At 44.1% G+C, this 23,790-nt stretch carries 23 protein-coding genes and 8 pseudogenes; 19 read left to right on the top strand and 12 right to left on the bottom strand.

Annotated features, from left to right (window positions below):
- Positions 1-24 precede the first annotated feature (24 nt).
- From HK413_RS02365 to HK413_RS02345, 5 genes and pseudogenes are all read left to right on the top strand, one after another.
- Positions 25-369: a DUF6249 domain-containing protein gene (locus tag HK413_RS02365; protein WP_175269003.1), complete on the top strand. Its 345-nt coding sequence runs from the start codon at positions 25-27 to the stop codon at positions 367-369.
- Between the two features lie 113 nt (positions 370-482).
- Entirely contained in the window at positions 483-2,063 is a 1,581-nt protein-coding gene (locus HK413_RS02360) for an outer membrane beta-barrel protein (RefSeq protein WP_175269002.1), read from the top strand.
- Positions 2,064-2,101: 38 nt separating this feature from the next.
- The gene (locus tag HK413_RS02355) at positions 2,102-2,671 is read left to right on the top strand and encodes an outer membrane beta-barrel protein (protein ID WP_246229559.1); all 570 of its coding nucleotides are present in this window, start codon (positions 2,102-2,104) and stop codon (positions 2,669-2,671) included.
- A gap of 180 nt (positions 2,672-2,851) precedes the next feature.
- A pseudogene (locus HK413_RS02350) lies at positions 2,852-3,877 on the top strand (lactonase family protein); the annotation flags it as partial.
- Between the two features lie 47 nt (positions 3,878-3,924).
- A complete protein-coding gene (locus tag HK413_RS02345) occupies positions 3,925-4,392 on the top strand; it encodes a hypothetical protein (RefSeq protein WP_175269001.1) in 468 nt (155 codons plus the stop codon).
- Between the two features lie 51 nt (positions 4,393-4,443).
- Here HK413_RS02345 and HK413_RS02340 read toward each other — a convergent pair whose 3' ends face one another.
- Genes HK413_RS02340 through HK413_RS02335 form a run of 3 tightly spaced genes read right to left on the bottom strand, consistent with a single transcriptional unit; the run spans position 4,444 to position 5,253 of the window.
- Complete coding sequence (locus HK413_RS02340) at positions 4,444-4,773, bottom strand: SRPBCC family protein (RefSeq protein WP_217451975.1); 330 nt, start codon at positions 4,771-4,773, stop codon at positions 4,444-4,446.
- On the bottom strand, positions 4,763-4,936 hold the full coding sequence (locus HK413_RS14495; RefSeq protein ID WP_217451974.1) for an SRPBCC family protein: 174 nt from the start codon (positions 4,934-4,936) through the stop codon (positions 4,763-4,765). The genes HK413_RS02340 and HK413_RS14495 overlap by 11 nt, the downstream gene beginning before the upstream one ends.
- Positions 4,937-4,947: 11 nt before the next feature.
- Complete coding sequence (locus tag HK413_RS02335; protein ID WP_175269000.1) at positions 4,948-5,253, bottom strand: ArsR/SmtB family transcription factor; 306 nt, start codon at positions 5,251-5,253, stop codon at positions 4,948-4,950.
- Positions 5,254-5,404: 151 nt separating this feature from the next.
- Here HK413_RS02335 and HK413_RS14490 point away from each other — a divergent pair, with 151 nt between their 5' ends.
- The 7 genes and pseudogenes from HK413_RS14490 (at position 5,405) to HK413_RS21840 (ending at position 10,025) form a co-directional block, all read left to right on the top strand.
- The gene (locus HK413_RS14490) at positions 5,405-6,625 is read left to right on the top strand and encodes a hypothetical protein (RefSeq protein WP_217451973.1); all 1,221 of its coding nucleotides are present in this window, start codon (positions 5,405-5,407) and stop codon (positions 6,623-6,625) included.
- Positions 6,594-6,878, top strand: coding sequence for a hypothetical protein (locus HK413_RS14485; protein ID WP_217451972.1), 285 nt, complete (start codon positions 6,594-6,596; stop codon positions 6,876-6,878). The genes HK413_RS14490 and HK413_RS14485 overlap by 32 nt, the downstream gene beginning before the upstream one ends.
- 109 nt (positions 6,879-6,987) lie before the next feature.
- Complete coding sequence (locus tag HK413_RS14480) at positions 6,988-7,515, top strand: CehA/McbA family metallohydrolase domain-containing protein (RefSeq protein WP_217451971.1); 528 nt, start codon at positions 6,988-6,990, stop codon at positions 7,513-7,515.
- Between the two features lie 38 nt (positions 7,516-7,553).
- On the top strand, positions 7,554-8,186 hold the full coding sequence (locus HK413_RS02325) for a hypothetical protein (RefSeq protein WP_175268999.1): 633 nt from the start codon (positions 7,554-7,556) through the stop codon (positions 8,184-8,186).
- A gap of 176 nt (positions 8,187-8,362) precedes the next feature.
- Positions 8,363-9,492: pseudogene (locus HK413_RS02320) on the top strand (lactonase family protein).
- 49 nt (positions 9,493-9,541) lie between these two features.
- On the top strand, positions 9,542-9,688 hold the full coding sequence (locus HK413_RS02310; RefSeq protein WP_175268997.1) for a hypothetical protein: 147 nt from the start codon (positions 9,542-9,544) through the stop codon (positions 9,686-9,688).
- 43 nt (positions 9,689-9,731) lie between these two features.
- Positions 9,732-10,025, top strand: coding sequence for a YetF domain-containing protein (locus tag HK413_RS21840; protein ID WP_394353112.1), 294 nt, complete (start codon positions 9,732-9,734; stop codon positions 10,023-10,025).
- A 116-nt stretch (positions 10,026-10,141) separates the two neighbouring features.
- Here the strand turns inward: HK413_RS21840 and HK413_RS02305 are convergent.
- Positions 10,142-10,882: pseudogene (locus tag HK413_RS02305) on the bottom strand (acyltransferase family protein); the annotation flags it as partial.
- Between the two features lie 11 nt (positions 10,883-10,893).
- Positions 10,894-11,076, bottom strand: coding sequence for a hypothetical protein (locus HK413_RS14475; RefSeq protein WP_217451970.1), 183 nt, complete (start codon positions 11,074-11,076; stop codon positions 10,894-10,896).
- 54 nt (positions 11,077-11,130) lie between these two features.
- Between HK413_RS14475 and HK413_RS02300 the strand changes: the two are divergent.
- A pseudogene (locus HK413_RS02300) lies at positions 11,131-12,254 on the top strand (glycerate kinase).
- 4 nt (positions 12,255-12,258) lie between these two features.
- Here HK413_RS02300 and HK413_RS14470 read toward each other — a convergent pair.
- From HK413_RS14470 to HK413_RS02290, 5 genes and pseudogenes are all read right to left on the bottom strand, one after another.
- Complete coding sequence (locus HK413_RS14470) at positions 12,259-12,738, bottom strand: hypothetical protein (protein ID WP_217451969.1); 480 nt, start codon at positions 12,736-12,738, stop codon at positions 12,259-12,261.
- Positions 12,739-12,825: 87 nt separating this feature from the next.
- Positions 12,826-13,488, bottom strand: a complete 663-nt coding sequence (locus tag HK413_RS14465) for a hypothetical protein (protein WP_217451968.1) — start codon at positions 13,486-13,488, stop codon at positions 12,826-12,828.
- 134 nt (positions 13,489-13,622) lie between these two features.
- A pseudogene (locus HK413_RS19060) lies at positions 13,623-14,069 on the bottom strand (glycoside hydrolase domain-containing protein); the annotation flags it as partial.
- Positions 14,070-14,115: 46 nt separating this feature from the next.
- Positions 14,116-14,190 (bottom strand): annotated as a pseudogene (locus HK413_RS19055) (hypothetical protein); the annotation flags it as partial.
- Positions 14,191-14,210: 20 nt separating this feature from the next.
- A complete protein-coding gene (locus HK413_RS02290; RefSeq protein ID WP_262886740.1) occupies positions 14,211-15,908 on the bottom strand; it encodes a GH92 family glycosyl hydrolase in 1,698 nt (565 codons plus the stop codon).
- A gap of 275 nt (positions 15,909-16,183) precedes the next feature.
- Between HK413_RS02290 and HK413_RS02285 the strand changes: the two genes are divergently transcribed.
- The 6 genes and pseudogenes from HK413_RS02285 (at position 16,184) to HK413_RS02260 (ending at position 22,264) form a co-directional block, all read left to right on the top strand.
- On the top strand, positions 16,184-16,813 hold the full coding sequence (locus HK413_RS02285) for a DUF7133 domain-containing protein (RefSeq protein ID WP_175268995.1): 630 nt from the start codon (positions 16,184-16,186) through the stop codon (positions 16,811-16,813).
- Positions 16,810-16,968: a hypothetical protein gene (locus tag HK413_RS02280; RefSeq protein WP_175268994.1), complete on the top strand. Its 159-nt coding sequence runs from the start codon at positions 16,810-16,812 to the stop codon at positions 16,966-16,968. The genes HK413_RS02285 and HK413_RS02280 overlap by 4 nt, the downstream gene beginning before the upstream one ends.
- Positions 16,969-17,034: 66 nt before the next feature.
- Positions 17,035-18,507, top strand: a complete 1,473-nt coding sequence (locus tag HK413_RS02275) for a DUF7133 domain-containing protein (RefSeq protein WP_175268993.1) — start codon at positions 17,035-17,037, stop codon at positions 18,505-18,507.
- Positions 18,508-18,886: 379 nt separating this feature from the next.
- Positions 18,887-20,685 (top strand): annotated as a pseudogene (locus HK413_RS02270) (L-lactate permease).
- Positions 20,666-21,625, top strand: coding sequence for a D-2-hydroxyacid dehydrogenase (locus tag HK413_RS02265; RefSeq protein ID WP_175268992.1), 960 nt, complete (start codon positions 20,666-20,668; stop codon positions 21,623-21,625). Before HK413_RS02270 ends, HK413_RS02265 begins: the two are co-directional and overlap by 20 nt.
- A 58-nt stretch (positions 21,626-21,683) precedes the next feature.
- Positions 21,684-22,264, top strand: a pseudogene (locus HK413_RS02260) (DUF4142 domain-containing protein).
- Between the two features lie 399 nt (positions 22,265-22,663).
- On the opposite strand, the gene HK413_RS20515 reads toward HK413_RS02260, so the two are convergent.
- A complete protein-coding gene (locus HK413_RS20515) occupies positions 22,664-23,347 on the bottom strand; it encodes an ATP-binding response regulator (protein WP_317169218.1) in 684 nt (227 codons plus the stop codon).
- A gap of 41 nt (positions 23,348-23,388) precedes the next feature.
- Positions 23,389-23,790: sensor histidine kinase (locus HK413_RS02250; RefSeq protein ID WP_317169208.1), on the bottom strand; the 402-nt coding region annotated here is incomplete at its 5' end.

Raw genomic sequence — 23,790 nt, 5'->3', positions numbered from 1 at the left:
ACAACATTTAAATAAATAAAGATCATGCAAGAAGTAACCCGAGATGCCATCGTATCAATAACTTTATTCGCCGCCGTGTTTGGCATGGTGTACGTATTTTTAATAACCCGCCACCGCGAGCGGATGAGTATGTTAGAGCGAAACCTTACTGTACCGCCATTCCCGATAACTAACTTTAATAATCTGACCTTAAAAACCGGGATGCTGCTGGTTGGCCTGGCCATTGGATTTTTAATAATATTTATATTACAGGAATGTGGCGTTTACAGCGACCTTATCTCCGTATCAATGGTGTGCTTATTTGGCGGGCTTAGCCTTATAGCCAGCTATCTTATCGTTCAAAAGAAAAAAGATCAACAGATAAATTAATCCAATACCCGCCTGTAATCCGGCAGAACGAGTAATTAACAACATACTTACTTAAGAAGAGTAAAGGCGCGCCCCTGGCTGCTTACCGGGTGCCCTTTGCCTAAAATTTGACCATGAAACACATTATACAAAAATTTAAAACCGCCGTAATTGCCCTGTTAGTTCTGTCAGGACAAAGGTTGTTTGCGCAAACCAAAACCGCCGACACCACGGCCAAACCTAAGGTTAACGACTTAAAAGAAGTTACCATAAAGGCCGACAAGCCCATAATTAAACAGGAAGTTGACCGCATTACCTACGACCTGCAGGCCGACCCGCAAAGTAAATTTAGCAACGTGTTAGAGATGATGCGCAAAGTGCCCTTTGTTACGGTAGACGGCAACGAGAACATTATGCTTAAAGGCAACGCCAGTTATAAGATACTGATAAACGGTAAGCCATCAAGCCTGATGGAGCGCGATGCAAAGGCCATACTGCGCAGCATGCCGGCATCAACCATTCAAAGAATAGAGGTTTACACCACCCCGCCGGCTAAGTATGATGCGGAGGGATTGGGCGGCATCATTAATATCATCACCAATAAAAAACTGGTTGATGGTTATAACGGCACGCTAAACATCAGCGAGCGCACCCCAAGCGGACCGGGTGCAGGTACATCGTTTACGGCAAAGGCTGGTAAGCTTGGCCTGTCGGTATTTGGCGGGGGTAATCTAAACGATAATCCAGCTACCACAACATTAAACACCCGCTCAACAACAGGCGCTAACTCAACAGATCTTAACCAGCTGGGTAGTACCCGCTCTGATAGCAAAAGTGCTTACATGGGTACGGAGCTGAGCTATGAGATAGATCCTTATAACCTGGTATCGGCGCAGTTTAATTTAAACGGCAGCCGCAATAATGGTTTTAGCGATCAGCGGTCTGTATTAAACCAAACTGCGGGCCCAATTGCCTACAATATCGATAACGACAATAATGGCCGCGGCAAAGGTTTGGATGCCGGCGTAAACTACCAGTTAGGGTTTAAAAATGATAAGACGAGATTGCTGACATTCTCTTACCGGTACTTTAAATATACCAACAGCAGCCATAATGACATTGCATTTAGCAACCGCGTTAACTATACAGACCCGGATTATAACCAGGATAACGCCGGTAGCGCTTCCGAACAAACCGGACAGGTAGACCTGGTGCAAGGGTTTAAAAAATGGACCGTTGAAGCAGGCATAAAAAGCATTTTCAGGAATAACTCCAGCGATTTTCAGTCGAATGTATTTAACGCCGGTACCGGCAACTTTGACCGCATTTCCGGCTTATCTAATCAATACAGCAGCACCCAGAACATATTGGCGGCTTATAATACCTGGCGGTACTCCTCAAAAAAACTGGAGGTTAAAGCGGGTATCCGTTTAGAGCATACCACTACCGATGCTGATTTTATTTCGACAACAACGGCTGCGCATCAACGGTATTTGAACCTTATGCCATCTATCGCCATTAATATGCCTTTGGATGTTACCAGCGGGCTTAACCCGGGTTTCAGTCAGCGTTTAAAGCGCCCGGGGATCAATAAATTAAATCCGTTTGTTGATCGCTCTAACCCTAACTTTTACTCGTCAGGTAACCCCGAATTAAGCCGATCTGTAGTAAGCGACGTGCGGCTGGGCTATAGCATGTCGAAAAAGCCAATTTAAACGTAAGCGTTTTCTATGATTTCGGTAAAAACCTTGATCTGCCGGTAGCAACGCTTGACCCGGCTACCAACATAACCTACACTACCTATAAAAACACCGGGTCGGTTTTTGGGATAGGCAACGCGATCAGCTTCAATTACCCGATAGCTAAACACTGGGATATCAGCATTAACACCAACGTGATGTATTTTGAACTGGAAGGCCAGGTTGACGGCGCGTTAAGCAAGCGCAACTTCTGGACATTAAGTAGCATGACGACTACTAACTATACTATTAATGATAGCTGGCGGGTTGGTGCATCAGTTGCAATTAATGGCCGTAATCCTACCGGTTTGCAGGGATCATCCAACGGTTTTGCAAGCCCGTCAGTTTATGCAAGTAAGCAATTGATAAAAAACAAACTGTCCCTGTCAGCATCTGTGAGCAATCCGTTCACTAAATACCGCGATGCTATTACCGAAACAAAGGGAGCTAACTTCACACAAACCATAACCAATCAAAACTATTTCAGGACGTTCAACTTCAGCCTTAACTATAATTTTGGCAAGCTGAAGGAATCTATCAGGAAAACAAAAAGAGGTATTAATAATGATGACGGGGCGCGTTAAGGTATCACATTATTTACAGCAGGGGTTTAACTGATTTTGCTATCTTGCAGTTATAAACCAATTTAGCCGGCTTATATCAATGAAGAAATATGTACTTGTAGTATCGCTGCTATTACCGTTGCTTGGCGTTGCACAACAGTCTAAAACATATGATCTGTTACTTGGGGGTACACACCCGCTGGCCAGGACAAAGGGATCTCGGTTTATCGCTTTGATTCTGAAACGGGCAAAGTAACATTGTTAAGCCAGGTAGAAGGCTCTTTAAACCCCGACTTTTTAGCTTTAAGCAATGATAATAAGTTTGTTTATGCCTGTAATGTAGGCGTTAAAACAAGTGTTGAAGGCGAGGTAAGCGCGTTTAAGTTTGATAAAGCCACCGGTAAACTAACCCTGATAAACAAGGTGCCCGGCCGAGGCAATAACCCGGTGCATATCAGCATAGACAAGGAGAACAAAAATGTACTGGTATCCTACTATTCAAGCGGTAGCGTGTCTGTTTTTCCTATAAAAGCGGATGGATCGCTGGATACAATTTCACAAAGGATAGTATATACCGGCGCTGGTCCGCATCGTAACCAGAAAGGCCCGCATGTGCACATGACAAAATTTTCAGACGATGGCAAGACCGTGTTGGTTGCCGATTTAGGGACTGACAGAGTTTTGCTATACAATTACGATAACACAAAGGCCCAACCCTTAACCCCGGCCGATCCGGCTGTTGAACTGATGTCGCCTGCGGATGGGCCGCGCCATATGGAATTCTCGCCCAATGAAAAATTCCTATATGTGATACAGGAACTAAGCGCCAGTTTAAGAGTTTATAAATACGATAAAGGAAAACTGGCCTTTGTGCAAATGACTAACATGATGCCCGAAGGTTATGATAAAAATGGCGCCGCGGATCTGCATATATCGCCTGACGGTAATTTCCTGTACGCCTCCGTACGTGGCGATGCTGATAAGGTGATACTATATGCTATAAACAAACAAAACGGCAAACTAACTTATGTCGATCAGTATAGCGTAAGTAAAGCGCCGCGCGGCTTCACTATCGACCCAACCGGCAGCTTTTTAATCAGCGCGGGCCGGGATGGTAACACCATCGACTTTTTTAAGATAGATAAACCTACGGGCAAGCTAACCAAAACCGACACAAAAATTGATCTGGCGCAGGTTACCTGTTTAAAATGGGTTGTGGTAGATTGATTTAAAAAAGTTTAAAATATTTTGGGCGGCCAATCGTCTGTTAAGGTATGTACTCAACGTTATTAGCTTTACACTCGTTAACCCGCTGGCTGGTATTGGGCAGCTTGCTATTTGCCATCTTTCGTGCTTACCGCGGCTGGCTATTAAAAAAGCCCCGGTTAAAGTTTGATGATACCGCCCGGCATTTCGCGGCTACTATGGCGCATATCCAGTTTTTGCTGGGGGTGACTTTATATTTTATCAGCCCGATTGTAAATTATTTCCTGCATAATTTTAGTACTGCGGTGCACGAGCGGTCCATCAGGTTCTTCGGGATGGAACACGTTACCATGATGTTGATAGGTATTGGCATTATCAGCACGGTATCGGCGAAAGCCAAAAAGAAACCTACCGACCTGCAGAAGTTTAAGTATCTGGCTATTTGGTATACCATAGCATTGCTCATTATACTAAGCTCCATACCCCGGTCGTTTTCGCCATTAATTAGCCGGCCGGGCTTCAGGCCCTTCTGGTAAACAAAAAGGCCGCTTTTAAGCGGCCTTGAAAATTATTTGGATAAAATAGGGTTATTGACTGGCAAGCAATTCGTCCAAATTGCCCAAGCCCATGGTAAAGCCTTCTTTGAAGCCCATGCCAACTATTTGAGCCATATTAGCTTCGCTATCAAACGACAGTTTTATATCTGCTTTTGATCCGGTAGCAGTTGCGCTAAAATTGTTCTCCCAATACATCAGCGCGAAGTCTTTATTTATATTACCCTCTTCATCGCAAAAGCTTGCGGTTGCACTAAAACTTTTGCCCGGGGTTATTTCGGTAAAGTCTACACGGCAATAATGCTTATCGCCTTCCGGGCCGGCCATATAATAGAGCCAGGTACCACCAACCTTAAAGTCCATACTTTTTTGTTACCGCTTTCCGGGGCCTTGGTGCCCACCATTTATCTAATTGTTCTGCGGATGTCCGGGCTTTCCATACTTTTTCAACTGGCGCGCTAAACTCGCGGGTTATGTTTAATTGCCTGTTGTTTGCATCTTTTTCAATTTTGGTTTCGTGTGTCATTGTTTTAGTTTTTAAATGTCTGCTAATAGGTCATCTAATTGGTTAAAGCGGTCCTCCCACATCTTGCGGAAGGTATCCAGCCATTTGTCTATTTCTTTCATTTTATTGGCGTTTACATGGTAATATATTTCGCGGCCGCTTTGCTTTTGCGATACTGCTTCACATTCGGCCAGTATCTGGATATGTTTGGATACCGCCTGACGGGTGCTATTAAAGTGCTCGGCAAGGGCGTTGGGAGTCATGGCCTGTATGGCCAGTAAGGTTAATATCGCTCTGCGGGTAGGGTCGGCAATGGCCTGATAAATGTCTCTTCTCATTTTTATTTGCAACTGATTGATTGCAAATGTATGTGCAATCAATCAGTTGCGCAAATTTATTTTCATTTTTGGGGGGATGAAATAAGGGGAGTTTAACGGGGTTAATTAAAATTAATTTTTACTTTTATGAACCAAGTTAAACCATTTTATTATGCCTGTTCCCCATAAACTAAGAGCCCTAAGCTTTTTATTAATAGTGTCGGCTACAATTTTAAATGTAGATAACGCCTCTGCCCAAACCGCTGTTAACCTAAAAGGATTTAATAAAACCAGCGGCGTAATTGTAAAAGCTACCGGATCAAAAATAGACCTGAGCTGGCCGACTGGCGCAAACCAGCATGGCCGCGTGGTTTTAGATCTTGATAAAAATACGCCGTTATTTAAAAGCATCCAGGCTACTAATAAGGGCATTTATAAAGAGGTAGCAGCTAATCTTAACCCCGAGTTTATCCTTACCATAGGCAAACGCGACCTGGTATCGCAAAACGGCTGGAACATCTTTTTCGACCGCGTGCCTACAAAACCGTTTAAGGCCTATCATGCCGAAATGATAGATAAACAAAACGCTTCGGTGAAAACAGAGGGCTCGCGTACCATTGTCAGTTTAGGAAATATTCAGGCCGATAGATTTAGCGGGCATATTGAAATGACATTCTACAACGGCAGCCCGTTGTTTAATGTGGCTGCGGTTATGTCAACAGGGATAGATTCTACCGCTGTTGTTTACGATGCCGGCCTGATAAGTAAAAATCCCAACTGGAGCAAAATCGGCTGGGCAAAAACAGATGATACGTTTAATAATACCGTAGCTAACGCCAGTGATACCAGCAGAAACGTAATGGTAAAATATCGCACCATAATAGGCCAAACAACCAACGGCAGCCTCGCGGTTTTCCCCGCACCTCACCAGTATTTTTACCCGCTGGATGAAGCCTTTAATTTAAAATTTACCCGGTACGGCAACAATTACCGTAAACTGATACCGGGTTATGGCATCGGTATCCGCCAGGACCTGTATGGTGATCGTAGATACGTGCCCTGGTTCAACGCGCCGCCGGGAACTAAACAACGGATGAATTTTTTCTGCATGGTAAGCGTAGCTGATGGTGAAGGTGTTTTATCAGAAGTAAAGAAATTTACCCGTAGTGATAAATACCAGCCTTTGCCGGGTTATAAAACCATGTCGAGCCATTTTCATAATGAATATACCACGGCTGTTTTATTAAAAGGTAAACCGGTAGAAGATGAGCCGGAGTATGTGCGTGTGTTTAAAAACTTAGGCGTCAACATAGTGCACTGGCTGAGTTTCATGGCGCGGGCCATCCAAAGGACCGGACGAATTGCGGTTAAAAGAACTAAACACCCTGTTTAAAGAATGCGAAAAAGAGTCAAAAGGAAACTTCCTGCTATTACCGGGAGAAGAACCTAACGAGTTTTTTGGCGGCCACTGGCTGGAGTTTTTTCCGAAACCGGTTTATTGGGTCATGTCACGTAAAGATGGTGTGCCCTTTGTGGCTGATGATGCGCATTACGGCAAAGTATACCATATCCGCGATAAGGATGATATGCTGAAGTTGCTGGAAACAGAGAACGGCCCTGGCCTGGACCGCACATGCCCGTACTAAAGGATCGACCGGTTACCCTGATAAGTATAAAGATGAGGCGTTTTATAAATCAGCTCATTTTAACGGCGCGGCTCGGAAAAACATCCCCGGCGATCTGTCAACAGAAAGAATGGGCCGCAGGATTTTTGAGTTGATGGACGATATGAACAACTGGGGTTTGAAGAAAAAGGTGCTGGCCGAGTCGGACATATTTACCATCACCCGGGAAAACGAAATGTATGCCCACGTAAACGTTAATTACCTTAAAATGGATAAGCTGCCCGAGTTTAAAAATGGCTGGCAACCGGTATTGGACGTGTTAAAAAGCGGTAATTTCTTCGCTACCAGCGGCGAGGTGTTGTTACCAACGTTTAAAGTTAACGGTGCCGAAGCCGGATCGACAATAAAAGTAAAAGACCCGGCTAAAGCGATGGTTGATTTCTCGGTGAAATGGACCTATCCCCTGAATTTTGCCGAACTAATAACCGGTGATGGCAAAAATGTTTATCATCAGCGTATCAACCTGAACAATACTACAGCTTTTGGCGACAAGAGTTTCCATGTACCGGTAAACTTAAAAGGGAAAAAATGGATCCGCCCGGAAGTTTGGGATGCGGCAGTTAATGGGGCATTTACACAAACGGTTTGGTTAGATTAATTTAATGTGTATATTCACATTAACCTAAATACCTTGTTATGAAAAAAGTAAGTCTTTTATTGCTGACCATCTTTATTGTTTCATCAGCAAATGCACAATCAGCGGCCGACAGTACTTTACAAAAGTTTTCTGCGCTTCTTGACGAAACAGGCATGGTGTTTAAAAAACCCGAAGGAACTATTCAGATCCCGATAGTTAAAAATATGCAAATGCATTACGAATACGCGGTTAAATATGCCGATAAACCGCTGGAAATAAGATATGCCATAGCATCGCTAAAAGATCGGGTTGACGAATATAACGAGTGGAAAAAGAACCCAAAGCCGGGCGAGATCCGTACCGATCCAAATACATTGGCCAAAAGCATGGCTTATGTAGTTGCGTTAAATGTTGGCGGCGGCGCAATGGATAAATCTATTGGTTTTAACGCTTTTCCTCCACAAGACGTTAAGGCCGAATTTGGAGCCGATTGGGGCGGCACGTCTATCATACCGGTTAAAAACACGTCATTCGGTACTGATTATAAATGGTGCCTTATGCTGGTGCTTCATAAAAATAGCGTGGCCGATTCATATGTGTTTTATTTAACAGATACCCGGGAGCACTTAAATGGTCTGCTGAAAGATGATGCCGCTATGGTAGCGTTTTATGCGCTTAAGTTTAAACAATAATAACACAGTAAAACTGTAACAATTAGCTAACATAAGGTTGATTATGCTTTAAGGCATTGTGTTTACATTTGCGATAATGTAAATTGCCTCAATATACCCACGTTTCTCCCGTAGGATAGCAAACATTTGGTGTATTGATTGGTTTATCCAGCAATATCTGTTAACTGATCTGTTCCATGAGAAGACGGCTACTAATAGCCCTGTTGTTACTACCCCTATTTTGCCTTGCACAAGACAAAACAGCTAAGCTATATGACTTAGTTATCGGCACACGCACCCATGGCGCAAGCGATGGCATCTACGTTTATCGCTTTGATGCAGCAACCGGCAAGATCATCTACCTTAATCATGTTGGCGGAATAGCCGACCCTACTTTTCTCTGTATCTCAAACAACAAAAAATTTGTTTACGCGGTAAGCGATAAAGCCACCGGATCGGGCGGGGTGTATGCCTATAAATTTGACGCCGCTACCGGCCAGCTGGATTCTATCAATAATCAACCTGCTTTTGGCGGGCCGTTGTATGTATCGGTAGATAAGGCACAGAAAAACTTGTTTGTAGCTAATTACCGGGGCGGGGTGCTATCGGTTTATCCTATTAATACGGATGGATCTTTAGGAACAGCTTCGCAAGTGATCCAGGATATAGGCAGCAGCATAAACCGGCTAAGACAGGAAGGCCCGCATGTGCATACCACATTTTTATCGCCTGATGAAAAGTACCTGTTATCTACCGATCTGGGAACGGACAAACTCAATATTTACAGGTACAACCCGGCAGGGTCGCCCGTATTAACTCCCGGCCCGGTGCCATTTGTAAGCGGCAACCCGGGTTATGGTCCGCGGCATATTGATATATCGGCAGATGGGAAATTTATCTACATGCTGCAGGAATTAACCGGCACCGTTACGGTATACCGGTTTAACCGGGGGCGGCCTGTTGAGCTGCAGATCAAGTCGATGGTAGTTGATAATTTCAGAGGGAACATCCGGCGGCAGATATTCATTTATCGCCGGATGGCAGGTTTTTATACACCTCTAATCGCGGATCGGCCAATGAAATTATACAGTTCGCGGTGAATAAGGCAACCGGCCTGCTAACGTTTGTAAAGCGCTACAGCAGCATGGGCAGATCGCCCCGCAATTTTGTGATCGACCCTACAGGCAACTATTTATTTGTATCAAACCAATTCTCAAATAATGTTGCCGTATATAAAATTAATAAACGTACCGGCAAATTAACGCTAACCCCCAGCGTAATTAATATTGATGCCCCCATGTGTATCAGGTTTGCACCTGCAGGTTAAACATAAATTAACAATTTGTTGTTATTGCTATTGATATAGCGATCTGACCATGGAAATACTACTGAAGATTTTTGGCGAGGGTAAGGACCTAAGTGCCCTGCAAATGAGTTGCAGGGGAATTGTTGTTTTTATAATTGCGTTAGCCCTCATTCGTTTATCAGGCCGGCGGTCGTTCGGCATCCGCACCCCCGGATAATATTATCAGTATATCATTAGGCGCAGTATTAAGCAGGGCAATTGTGGGAGCATCGCCATTTGTACCTATTATAGTTTGCTGCTTTTTAATAGTTATACTTCATCGTGGGTTTAGCTGGTTAGTGGTAAATAACAAGGCATTCGGGCGTTTTATTGAAGGCGATAAAATTTTAATATATAAGGACGGGCACTTTATAAGTGAAAATATGAAAAGAGCGCTGCTATGCGAAGAGGACACTATGCAGGGCGTCCGTAAATCGGTGTTAACCGAGGATATGAGCGTTATTGACAAAATATATATGGAACGAAACGGAGAGATTACCTCCATTAAAAAGTAACCGGCTATAAAACCTCCTTTATCGTTTTTTTTTCGCCTGATGAATGGGCGCTCAATAAATAACCATGATAATGTCGCGGCTGCATATGTTGCAACCAGTATCATAAATAAATTTACAGCCCCCGCAAGCTTTAACTGCACAATAACGGTCATTATCAATCCATGATAAATGTATATGCCGTAAGAGATATCGTTGGTACGCAAAAATTTTTTAGCTATGCCCGGCAAGGTATAAGCCATGGAAATAACGGTGAATCCTAATAAACCATGTTTAATAAAAATATAAGCAATGGGCGATACAGGCACCAATACAGGCGATACAAGATAAACAATCGTCAGGTAAGCAATGATCCAATAATGCGCTTTGTTAAAAATGAATTTCGATTTATAGATCTGTAGTTTTTGAAAAACCACACCCACTAAAAACAGGTAGATATGCGGCACAAATGTAAAGCCCAGCAAGTTTTTAAAGGGGTAGTTTTGCGTATAAAACAAGTAATAACCAACAGCAAATACAACTATTAAACCTGAGAACCAGTATATAGCTGACCTTTTAGGCACCAGCAAATACAATATAGGTAATACCACGTAAAACTGTAGTTCGACAGTTATTGACCATAATGCGCCATTGTACGATCCAAATCCATAGGTATGTAAAAAACCGTGTGTGTAAATTATACCCACCATTTGGGCCGGGAGCCATTTAAGCGCTTCAAGGTTTAAAAAGCTTACACCGGTAATTGAAAATATAATTACGGTAATAAAAAGGCACCCCCATAAACCCGGAAAGATCCTTAACGCGCGGTTTTTAAAATAGATGCCCGTGTTATGACTACGCTCAAGCGAAGCCGAGATCAAATACCCGCTTATTATAAAAACACAGGTACGCCAGGAAAAAGATAAAGGGTTTCGTTTAAATAAGAGCTGAATGTTGTGGGCCTGATATGTTCATAGAAATGATCAAACACAACCCGGGTAGCAGCTATTAATCGTAACAGGTCAAAATTATTTACCTTAAATTCGGCTTGCTGCGCTCCTTTCAAATTCGGCATGGGTTAAAATAAAGGTAAAAAAATATTGCAAAGAAATACTGTTAATTTGGTGCTATGAATATTTTGATTGCTCCCAACGCTTTTAAAAACAGCCTCGACGCGCAAAGCGTAGCCGAAGCTATTGCATTGGGCCTGCAGCAAAGTAAGCTGGATTGCCGGTGCCAGCTTTTTCCCGTTGCTGATGGCGGCGACGGGACAGGAAGCCTGATTATAAAACACCTAAACGGCACGTTAATAAACACCCCTATCCATGATGCGCTGGGCCGCCCAATTACCGCTGTTTTCGGGCTGATTGACGATGGCCGTACCGCTGTTATTGAAATGGCTGATGCGTCAGGCATTCGCTTATTAAAAACAACCGAACTAAACCCAATGCTGACCAATACCTTTGGTACCGGTGAACTGATGAAAGCTGCCCTTGATAAAGGCGTAACCAAAATTATAATTGGTATGGGTGGCTCGGCTACGGTTGATGGGGGCATGGGAATACTGCATGCCCCGGGCATTGAGTTTTTGGATGAGGATGGAAAAGCCTTAGAACCAACCCCGGCAGAACTAATTAATATCGTTGCCATAAACACAAGCAACTTAGATAAACGCGTATCCGGCTGCGAAATAATTATCCTTTGTGATGTAGATAATAAGCTACTGGGTGCCGAAGGCGCGGCTGCAGTATTTGGTCCGCAGAAAGGGGCTACCACGGCAAATGTTATTCAGCTTAATGAGATGCTTACCAGGTTTGCAGCGATAGCTTTGCAGCAAACGGGCCGGGATATGACCGTTATTAAGCATAGTGGCACAGCCGGTGGAGCAGCAGCCGGGCTGTATGCTTTTTTAAATGCGAAGCTGGTAAGCGGCGCAAACCACTTTTAGAACTCACTGATTTTAATAGGATATTAGAAAATGCTGATATAGTTATTACCGGCGAAGGCAGTATTGACGAGCAAACCCTGCAGGGAAAAGCCCCGGCAGCAGTTGCGGCCGCAGCCAAAAAGAAAAACCTTAAAGTGATAGGTGTAGCCGGAAAAGTGCCTGCAAAGCATAGTGAGGCGCTTAGTCAGTATTTTGATCAGCTATTATCTATTAATAGCGATCCTGTTGATTTAGCTACGGCATTAAAAAACACCGGGGAAAACCTGATCAGCACTGCTAAAGAAATAGGCGATCAACTGGCTTAATTTATTATTTCCCTTCGCCTGCCGCCCAGATATCACGGATGGTATCTTCATCGCCATGCCCATCCGGGACAGCATCACTTTTATTGTTGGCATAATACCAGCGTTTTTTATCCAAAGGTGATGTGGTTTGGCGGAAGCCCGGCATCTCCACATGGCCATTAGGGTCGGTTTGCTTTACCCAATCATAAGCATAGTGCAACCAGTTTTGGCGATAGGCCGCAGGCTGATGAGCGTACCAGCTGATCTCATCATAACCCCAAACCCAGATACTTAAGCCTGCAGCATGCGGTTGGCTGGGTTGTTTGCTTACACCATAATTATCAAATTCAACAATATAAGGCAGATGTTCGCAACTCCAGCCGCTTGGGGTTATACCGCCTTTACTGCGCAGAAATAAGGCATCGGTATGGCCTACCTTTAATTCAGCCTCTTCGGGTTTGTCCGGGATCTCCTTTATCCGCAGTGGGAAAGCATGTACGTCCATCAATAATTTACCATCCTTTACAAACCCCCGCTTGGCACATGCGAGTCGCAGATAACCATTTTACGGCGCGCATGTTTATGCGCATAGTCACGGATCAGGGTTAAAATTTGTGCATAATGATCCGTGGTTCTTATCGTTTTTATTCATCAGTTCAACCTGTCCAAAATGCAGCCCCTCTATCCCGGCATCAATATAAGATACGCCGAGAAAATAAAAGAACAGCTTGGTTTCATTCTGGCTCACATCGGGCACCGAGCCGCGTCCCCATTGCCCTTTAAATTTACCATCGGGATAAAGCATGGCTTCATAGTTAAACTTACGCTGTTCAAGAGGCAGGTTAAGCGCCTTAAATGCCCAACCGGGGATGTCCAGCTGGTTAACCTGCGGGGTTACAATTTCAAATATGCAAGCCTGTAAAATAATTTCCGGGTCCACAGCATGCACTCTGGCCGCTAACTCTTTTTCTTTAATTAAATTATTGGGGATATCCGCCTCCTGCCCCCATTGGCAAACGGCCCTGCCAATCAGCTTGGGGCCAATGTTTTTTATCATCCGCAGGTTATCGTCAAAATTACCCCGGCCTATTAACAGGCTTTGCATGGTTATGGAGCGATCGAGGTAGTTTTCCAACACTTCGCGCGAGATAGTTTTTTTGAATTTGTAGTTTAGTTTTTTTGCGGAAGGGGTGACATGCGCATTTATCGCGCTAGCGAAACAGAGAACGATGAATAGCCCGGCTAAAGTTTTCATATACAAATATTTAAATTATAGATCGAAAGCAATTTGTCATTTCGAACGAGGTACGAGGAGAAATCTTATACGCGCGACCTGTCCGCAGTTTAAGATTTCTCACTTCGTTTCGAAATGACATTCACGAGGGTTATTTATATCCCCCACTTCTTATTAGGTTCACTTCCCATCAAAAGCTCCAACGTACCACCTGCCAAAATTTGCTGATGGCTGATATAACATTTATTATAAGGCTTACCATTTAACTTAGCCGACTGTATATAAACGTTAGTGGGTGAGTTACCTTTGGCAACAATAGTAAACACCTTACCTGTAGCACCGGCCCGGATAGCCACTTTGTTGAACGTGGGGCTGAACAGCTCATACCTCGGGTCGCCGGGCGTTGCCTGATGCAAGCCGCTTGCCGCCAGCACATACCACGCCGACATCTGGCCAACATCCTCATTACCAACCAACCCTTCAACACCTGTGGTGTAAGCATTGGCGCAAATTTTACGAACCCATTTTTGGGTGAGCCATGGAGTACTCAGTCGGTTAAACATAAATGGTACTAAATGCACCGGCTCGTTAGCCTGGTTATAATAGTCGTTCCGGTAAAATTATCTGGTGTATTTTCGAAGAAGGAATTTAAGTCGGCAATGGTTTTTCGCGGCCGCCCATCAAGGTTGCCAAGCCATCAATATCATGCGGAACGAACCAGCCCTGCTGATACGGGTTGCTCTCTACGGTATAATAATCCTGTTGTAAGCGGCCTTTCTTTGGCCATGGCTTCCGGTACCGTCAGCATTTTTAGGGCGGAACCAGCCTTTCTCCGGGTCGAAGATCTGTTTGTAGGTTTGGCCTCTGTCGGCATAAAGTTTTACATCCCCGGGGTGCCCCAGCCATTTGGCTAATTGTGATTGGCACCATTCGTCAAAGCCATATTCTAATGTTTTGGAGATGTCCATTTCATGCGCTCCGGGCAGGTTGCCAAATTTTTCGACGGTATTGCGCGCATATTTGTAAGCCTTCTGCGCATCAAAATTACGGATGCCTTTACTGTAAGCATCGGCAATTACCGGGATAGCAGGATTACCCACCATACAACCCGAATAGGCGTTTAGCAGTTCCCATCGTTCTAAATAATGATTGCCACTTTGATCGGCCATCTCAACCAGCGAGTTTACCATGTCGCTGACAACCGCCGGGTTAATAATAGTTTGCAGCGGGAACTGGCTCCTGAAAACATCCCAACCACTAAATACTGAGCGTTTAGTAAACTTGTTGGTATGGTGCGGTTGCATATCAGCACCCATGTAGGTGCCATCTACATCGCTGGTAGCACGCGGGTCAATCATGGTATGGTATAGCGCGGTGTAGAATACTGTTTTTTGGTCCTCGGTACCGCCGGCTACGCTAATTTGCGACAGGCTTTTGTTCCACAAAGCTTTAGCTTGCGCCCGGGTTTTGTTAAAATCCCAGGCCGGTATTTCGGTAGTTAAATTCAATTTGGCTCCGGCCATGCTTGAGAACGAGATACCCGATTTCATCATTACCACCTCTCTATCGCCCGTGGCAAACTCGGTATAAAAGCCAAGGTGCTTGCCTTGTTGCTGTTTAATGTTTAGTGTGATAACCGCTTTTGCTATCAGCGAATCATACTTTAAACTGGTAACACTTTCGCTCTTTCGCGACATCCCGTTAGGGATCTCTGCGCTCCAAACACCATAGTTTTTTAGCGGCTTGCTAAATTGCGCGTAAAAATAAACGGTATAGTTTGCTTTGCCGTCCCCGTTGCCCCAGCCACCGCCTTCGGGCGGGCATTTCATCCAGCCTTGTATGGTATGGTCGTCAACAATCTCTACGTACTGCTCGGTTGATGTGCCGCCAACCCTGCGCGCCAAGTCTATTTGAATACGCGATTGCTTATTTTGTGGAAAGGTAAACTTCATTATCCCGCTATGCGGCGCTGCGGTAACCTCTGCGCGGATCTTATAATCGGTTAACGTGGCAGCATAATAACCAGCTTTAGCAACTTCATCATCCTTGCTGTATTTAGAGCGATAACCCGGTAATTGTTTATGTCTGCCGGCAACCACATGTAAGGGGCCGGTTGTTGGGGTGGTTAATAAATTGCCCAGATCACCATACCAGCCAATGCCGCTCATTTGCGTAAATGCAAAGCCTTCCATATATTCCATTTCATAGCTATAGCCCGGGCCGTTATCGCCACCTGTTATGGTATTGGGGCTTACCTGTACCAGGCCGAAAGGTGTAGCTGCCCCCGGGAAGGTTTTGCCCAGGCCATGCAAAACACCGGCCTTTGCCGCACTGGTACTGCCACCAATAAAAGGGTCAACATAATCGGCCGGGGTTTTTGTTTGTGCCGATACCTGCACCGCGCATATCGATGCAATAGCAAACAAGACTAATCTTTTCATTGTAACTGGTTTATCGAATTGGCGGTTTATTGCCAAACGAATGTAATATAAAAGGCAAGGTATCAATTATTTTAAATTACCTGATTAATAAGCGTTCTTAACATTAGCAGCAGGCTATTAAGTAAAATAATTATTACGAAGTCGTTTTCTTGGCTATATTTCTGCCTGATAAGTAAAATAGATAAGTATTTATTAAAAAATTAGGGTTTATTTGCTTGATTAACACTCACGTATAATTAACTGATACACACAACAACACCCAATTAGTAATACGAATGAAAAAGTACGGTTATATATTTCTGTTTTTACTGGCAGCCGCTGGTTTATACCAATGTACAACGCATAAACTGCTGGTATCGCCGCTGACAAATAATCCGCCTAAGGCTGATATTAATTCATCGCCGGTTGTGCCGGCTAATGAGTCGATAGGCAAAATGAAACTGGAGCCGGGCATGACAATATCACTTATAGCTTCGGAGCCGTTGGTAAGCACGCCTGTAGCTATGACATTTGATAAAAAAGGACGCATATGGGTGCTGGAAATGGAAGACTACATGCCAGATACCACCGGCAAGGGCGAGAATGAGCCATTAGGTAAAGTCGCTATACTAACTGATAAAAACAATGACGGCGTAATGGATGAGCGCAAAGTGGTTATTGATTCGCTGGTAATGCCGCGCGCGCTTTGTTTAATAGAGAACGGCATATTGGTTGCTGAGCCACCCCGCCTGTATTATTACGACCTGGTTAACGATAAACCCGTAAACCGTACGTTAATTGATGATAAATATACCGTAGGGGGCAACGTTGAACACCAGCCAAACGGCCTTTACCGTGGGTTGGATAACTGGATCTATAACGCAAACTCGGCCAAACGTTACCGTAAAAAGGCGATAAATGGTTGATAGAAACCGCGCATGAAAAGGGCCAGTGGGGCATAAGTCAGGACGACCAGGGCCGGATGTATGCTAACGATAATTCGGCCAATTTATATGGCGACTTCTTCCCGCCCAGCCTGGGGTTTAACCAACAAGAACCAAAAAGGCATGGCCGGCTTTAATGAGCGTACCGTGTCTGATAATCGGGTATTCCCGATTAGGCCAACACCGGGGTTAACCGCGGGTATATGAAAGGTGTTTTGGATGACAGTCTGCGCCTGGTAAACATGACGGCGGCTTGCGGCCCAATCATCTATCGGGGTGGATTGTTTGGCCCGGCCTACCAGTTTAACGCTTTTGTTGCCGAGCCATCTGCCAACTTAATTAAGCGGGACATCCTAACCGAAAGGGGTAACATTGTAAGGGGCCGCGAGGCTTACCATGGCCGCGAATTTTTGGCAAGTGTTGATGAACGTTTCCGCCCGGTGAGTTTATATGACGGGCCCGATGGAGCGCTGTATATTGTGGATATGTACCGTGGCATTATTCAGCATAAAACCTATTTAACGCCTTACCTGGCAAACGAGATAGGTAAACGCAGCCTGATCAAGCCACTATCATGCGGCAGGTTATATAAAGTATATCCGGCAGGTAAAAAGTTAACACCGGTTACTTTCCCCGAAGATCCGGTTAAACTGGTTGCGCTTTTAGGTAACGTTAATGGTTATGTGCGCGATAAAGCCCAGCAGATTTTGGTCGACAGCAAACCGCAGCAAGCTATCCCGGCCTTAAAAGAGGCGTTAAAATCAACTAACCCGCTTTTTGTTACCCATGCTTTGTGGACGTTGGAAGGTTTTGGCGAGTTACAGGCTGATGAGGTTTTGGCATTATTGCAATCGCCGCAATGGAATATCCGTATGCAGGCTTTAACGGCATCGCCAACGGTTATTGCACAAAATAATTATAAAGCGTTTGTTCCTGTGCTAACGGCTATGGTTAATGATACTACTGCCGCGCCTTATGTGGGCTTTGTAACCAATTCAATAAAAACGTATGATCAACAAGCGGCTGATAACATCCTGTTCACCCTTGCAAAACGTCACCCCAAAAATAATTATGTAGGCGATGCTATTGTTGCGGCTTTACAGGGCCGCGAACAGGCTTTTGAGAAACAAATGCTGGCTTACCTGCCCGATACCGGCCTTGCTGTCAATAAACGGATAAATAAGGTGGTAGTGGCTATTGAAGACGCCAAATTAAACAGCGACCCTAAGCTGATGGCTAAATATTATCCAAGGGGCGTGGCTATTTATGCTACCGTTTGTAAAACCTGCCATGGCGAGGATGGTAATGGCATAACCGCGCTGGCACCTCCGCTCAATAAGTCAGAGATTGTAAATGGGAATAAGACCACCATGATCTCGATAGTATTAAAAGGGTTAAGTGGCCCGGTTAAAATTGCCGGCCATGTATACAAAGCACCAGAGATAAGCGGCGAAATGCCGGGCTTTGCCGATAATAAAGACTTTACTGACGACGACCTGGCGCAGGTAATGAACTTTGTACGCCGCTCATGGCAAAATAAAGGTGATAAGGTTAACGCGTCCGACGTAAAAACTTTGCGTGCCAAACTGGCATCGCGCCAAAAGGTGTTTACTATGGATGAGTTGGGCACCCCGGCAAAGTCTGTTGCGGCCGATCCGTCAATAAAAACGAATTAACAATCACGGTTCGCCCAGCGGGGCTACCTGCTTGTAGAATATTAACCAACATACATTTTGCTCCGTAGGTGCAACCCTGACCAGATAGGCTTTAACCTGTCTAATTTGGGTTGCACCTACGGAGCAATTTCTTTCTGGAACTTAGGGCTATAAACAGGTAGCCCCCGCTGGGGCAAGAACTTTTGCTTAATACACATTAAACTTCTGTACTGTCCCGGGGACGGGTGACACCACTGGGTACAGCTGGGACACCGCGGGGCAGTGTTCTTGTTACAGAAACACGTGTACCACCTGTAACGCTTGTAACAGTCTTCGTTTAAACTTCCGGTTAGGTGATAGGGTCATTCGTAATCTTTTGGTTAATAGGTGATAATTTAAAATAATTGTTAAATTTAACTCACCAATTAACCATGACCGGATTCAGCCTGTTGATCCCCTTAATAACCATGCGCTGTCTGCACTTGTTGCGCTTGCGCCTGTTTTAGTTATTTTCTGGGCGCTTATCATTAAAAAAACCAAGGGCTATAAAGCCAGTTTAATGGCTTGCGTAGTGGCCATTATTTTGGCCTTAACTATTTATAAAATGCCGGTAAAACTGGCGGTTTTATCCGTGGCCAACGGCGCTCTGTATGGCTTCTTCCCCATCTGCTGGATTGTGATAAGTGCCGTGTTTTTATTTAACCTTACTGTTAAGGCCGGACAGTTCGAGGTTATTAAACATTCTATGGCATCTATCACCGCCGACAGGCGTTTACAGGCCATACTCATCGCGTTTTCATTTGGCGCATTTTTAGAGGGTACTGCGGGATTTGGCGCACCGGTAGCTATATCGGCAGCAATGCTTGTAGGGTTGGAGTTTGATGCCATGTATGCCACCGGATTATGTTTATTGGCTAATACTGTTCCGGTAGCTTTTGGTTCGGTAGGTATCCCGGTTGCGGTGGCTTCGCAGGTTTCGGGATTACCTGAGATGGAGATCTCGCAAATGATAGGCCGAACGCTGCCTGTCCTCTCCTTAATCACACCGCTTTACCTGGTCATGATCATGTCGGGCTTTAAAAAATCGATGGAGGTGCTGCCTGCAATATTGGTTTCAGGCGGATCGTTTGCATTGCTACAATTTGTAACTTCTAATTTCCTCGGCCCGGCATTACCGGATATTGTAGCGGGCATTGGGTCTATAATATGCCTGGTTGTATTCTTAAAATTCTGGAAGCCCAAAAGCATCTGGCGTTTTGCTAATGAAAAATCGCCGCTAAAAGTAGTAAAGGAAGATTATACACGTAACGAGGTGATTACTGCTTGGTCGCCGTTTTTATTACTGACGATAATTATCCTAACCTGGGGCCTGCCGCCGGTAAAGGAGTTTTTGAACGCTAAAACCCAGTTGCAATTTAACTTCCCCGGCTTACATAATGCTATTGTGGATTTATCTGGCAAGCCCCTTGCGCATACCTTTAAATTTAACTACCTGTCAGCAGCAGGGACGGCTGTATTAATATCCGCTTTAATAGCGGCACCGGTAATTGGATTAAGCTACCGACAAGCGTTAACTGTATTTGGCGAAACTATGAAACAGCTTAAGTTCCCAATAATTACCATCATGTCGGTTTTGAGCTTTGCCTATGTGCTTAATGATTCGGGCATTACTACAACTATTGCTTTATTACTGGCTAATACCGGCCCGCTGTTCCCGTTTTTGCGCCGGTTCTGGGCTGGCTGGGTGTATTTATTACCGGGTCGGACACGGCTTCAACAGCCTTATTTGCCAAACTGCAATATGTAACAGCCACCCAAATAGGCGTTGCGCCGGTGGTTACGGTTGCTGCAAATTGCTCTGGCGGGGTAGTTGGTAAAATGATCTCGCCGCAATCTATCGCGGTAGCTGCCGCGGCGGGTGGATTGGTAGGTAAAGAAGCGGCACTGTTTAGGTTTACTTTAAAGCATAGCTTTTTTATCCTGTTGTTTTTATGCTTTTTTGTTTTGGGGCAGGCCTATTGGTTTACGGGTATAATTCCAAAAAGTGCGCCGCTGGTGCATACTTTAAGTGTGGCTGATGCCGGTTTGCCGGGCTATAGCTGGCTAATATTAACTGCTGTTGTTATAGCTATATTTGTAGCGGCACTTAAATTAACCGCACAAAAAAGCAGCTTAAATAATGAAAATAGTAGTACTTGACGGATATACACTTAACCCTGGCGACCTGAACTGGGACGCGCTAAATAAATTAGGCGGCGTAACGATTCATGATCGCACCCCATACGCCGAGACCGTTGCCCGTTGCAATGACGCACAGGTAGTGCTAACCAACAAGGCGCCGCTTGACGAGGCGATACTTAACCAGCTTCCTGATCTTAAATACATTGGCGTATTAGCCACCGGTTATAACATAATTAACACCGATGTATGCAAACAAAAGGGGATAGTGGTAACCAATGTGCCAGGCTATGGAACCGGCGCGGTAGCACAGTTTGTATTTGCTTTACTGCTTGAACTTTGCCTGCACATACAAAAACATAGCGATGCGGTTTTCGAGGGTAGATGGGCTAAATCGGTTGATTTTTGTTTTTGGGATTACCCGCTGATTGAACTTGCCGGCAAGACTTTGGGTATTATTGGATTTGGAACCATAGGCCAAAAAGTAGCGGATATAGCAACAGCTTTCGATATGAATATTATTGCTACCGGCAGGCGGCAAACCGACCAATCGCACCGTAAAAACTTTAAATGGGTGAGTTTGGATGAATTGCTGCAACAATCGGACGTAGTGAGTATCCATTGCCCGCTAACGCCCGAAACCCGTGGCTTGATCAATGCGGAAAATTTGAGGAAGATGAAACCATCGGCCTTTTTGATCAATACATCCCGCGGGCCAATTATTAATGATGCCGACCTGGCCCGGGCGTTAAACAACGACATTATTGCCGGGGCGGGCATTGATGTATTATCAAAAGAACCACCGCCGGCTGATAACCCGATTTTTACGGCAAAGAATTGCATTATAACCCCGCATATTGCCCGGGCAGCTAAAGAGGCCCGCGCCCGACTGATGGCTACCGTAGTGAGTAATTTGGAAGCGTTTATAGCAGGTAAACCCATTAATGCTATAATTAAATAAATTTCCTGAAACTTATTTAAAGCCAAGTGGTTTACTTAGAAATAAACAAAGTAAACCTATGAAAAAGTTAAGTTCAATTTTAATGATCGCTACAGCCGGACTATTGTTCCAGGCTTGTAACAGCACTCCGAAAGACAGCACCGCCGCTGCTGATAGTGTAAACAGTGTAAAAGACACCACTACTACGGGCCAAACAGGCATTGCAGTAGTTGCCGATGATGCTAAATTTGCGGTTGACGCAGCCAATGGTGGCATGACTGAAATAGCGCTGAGTAAACTGGCTTTAGAAAAAGCCACAAATGCTAAAGTGAAAGAATTTGCCAACATGATGGTTATGGACCATAGCAAAGCCGGCGAAGAACTAAAAGGCATCGCTACAACTAAAAACATCACACTGCCTGCCGAGATTAATGAGGATTCAAAAAAGCTATGGCCGATTTATCTGCTAAAAAGGGTGCCGATTTTGATAAAGCTTATGTGGATAAAATGGTATCAGACCATAAATCAACTGTAGATCTGTTTGAAAGCGAATCAAAAAATTCAAAAGATGCAGATTTGAAGGGTTTTGCAGATAAAACATTACCCACCATCAAGGCGCATTTAGAACATATAAATGCAATTCATGACGGCCTGAAATAAGCTGTTCAAAATAATATTTTGTGGAAAGCATATGTGGAGGCAATTGCCCTCTACATATGCTTTTTTGTTTTTAACAAAACATCCTAATGTTGTGTATACAACTGATAAATTTGCCGTAAGTTATTATAACAGAATAACATTTGGGAAAAGTAAAAAAAAATTATTTTTAAATTTATTCTACTAAGTATATAGAATTTTATACCTTTGCAACACTTGTTACAATCGGACTAAACCAATTCGTTCTTTATGAGAATAATGAGATCAGTTAATTTTAGAGGAGAAGTTTTAGCGGACTTCTCCTTTTTTAACCCCTCTAACTTGTAAAGTATTTGGTTAAATATAAATTTGTTTTGGGCTTATTTATATTTAACCAGAAGGCAGTCGGGCTAAAGCGACCGCTTAAGCCGGTATAATACTCATTAAAGCATCGTATAATTTACTAAGCTCGATAGGTTTCCTTAAAAACCCGTTGAAGTAAGAATGATGTTCATCCCGGTACTCGGCCGTTACATCGGCGGTGAGTGCATATATAGGCGTTTTGCGGTTAGGGTTATCAGTTTCCGAAACAATTAGTTTAGCAGCTTCAAAACCATCCATTTCGGGCATGTGAATATCCATCAAAATAAAATCAAATGCTTTTTGCCTAGATTTTTCAAGCGCCTCCAACCCGTTTTTAGCGGGCTCGACCGTTATTTTCCAGTTAGATAGTAGCTTACTTATAACCATGGCATTAATTACATTATCCTCGGCTAATAAAACGATTCGGCCCTGCAGATTGTCGGAATATTTTGCAATTACTTCAGAAGACTTATCGGCACGGTTAAATTTCAACTCGAAATAAAATGTAGAACCAATCCCCTCGGTGCTTTTCACCTCAATATCGCTGTCATGCAGGTTCACTAACTTTTTAACAATGGCAAGCCCAAGCCCTGAGCCGCCTTGTTTGCGGGTAGTGATAGATTGAGGCTGCGAAAAGCTTTCAAAAATATCGATCAAATGACTTGCCGCTATACCGATACCGGTATCGTGGACCTTAAACAGGAGCACATCCTCAAACCCCGTCGAACTTAACTTCTCAACTATAATATTTACCTCCCCAAAATAGGTGAACTTAATAGCGTTAGTTACCGGTTACCCAGTATCTGCGCTATTTTATTCTCATCCATTTCGTACGACTCTGCAATTGCATCGTCTAAAGTAAGAGTAAGCTGTATCCCTTTTTCACGGGCAAGGCTATCATAGGTTTTCTTTATGTTATTAAGAAGTTGTTTAAAGTTTGTGGGCCTCATTTCTAAATTCGTCTTCCCTGCCTCGAGCTTGGTAAAATCAAGGATATCATTTATTAACAGCAATAAGCTGTTTGATGCAAATCTTAAAGCAGTTACCAGTTCTTGTTCTTCCAGATCAACTTTGTCGCCCAATAATCCGGCAATAGTTATAATCGCATTTAATGGGGTCCTGATCTCATGGCTCATGGTCGACAGGAATTCCTGCTTAACAATAGCAGCCTGCTCGGCAATATTTTT

The sequence above is a fragment of the Mucilaginibacter humi genome, assembly GCF_013087555.1.
The sequence above is the reverse complement of the archived record's forward strand: the minus strand, read 5'-3'. Positions and strand labels throughout refer to the sequence as shown.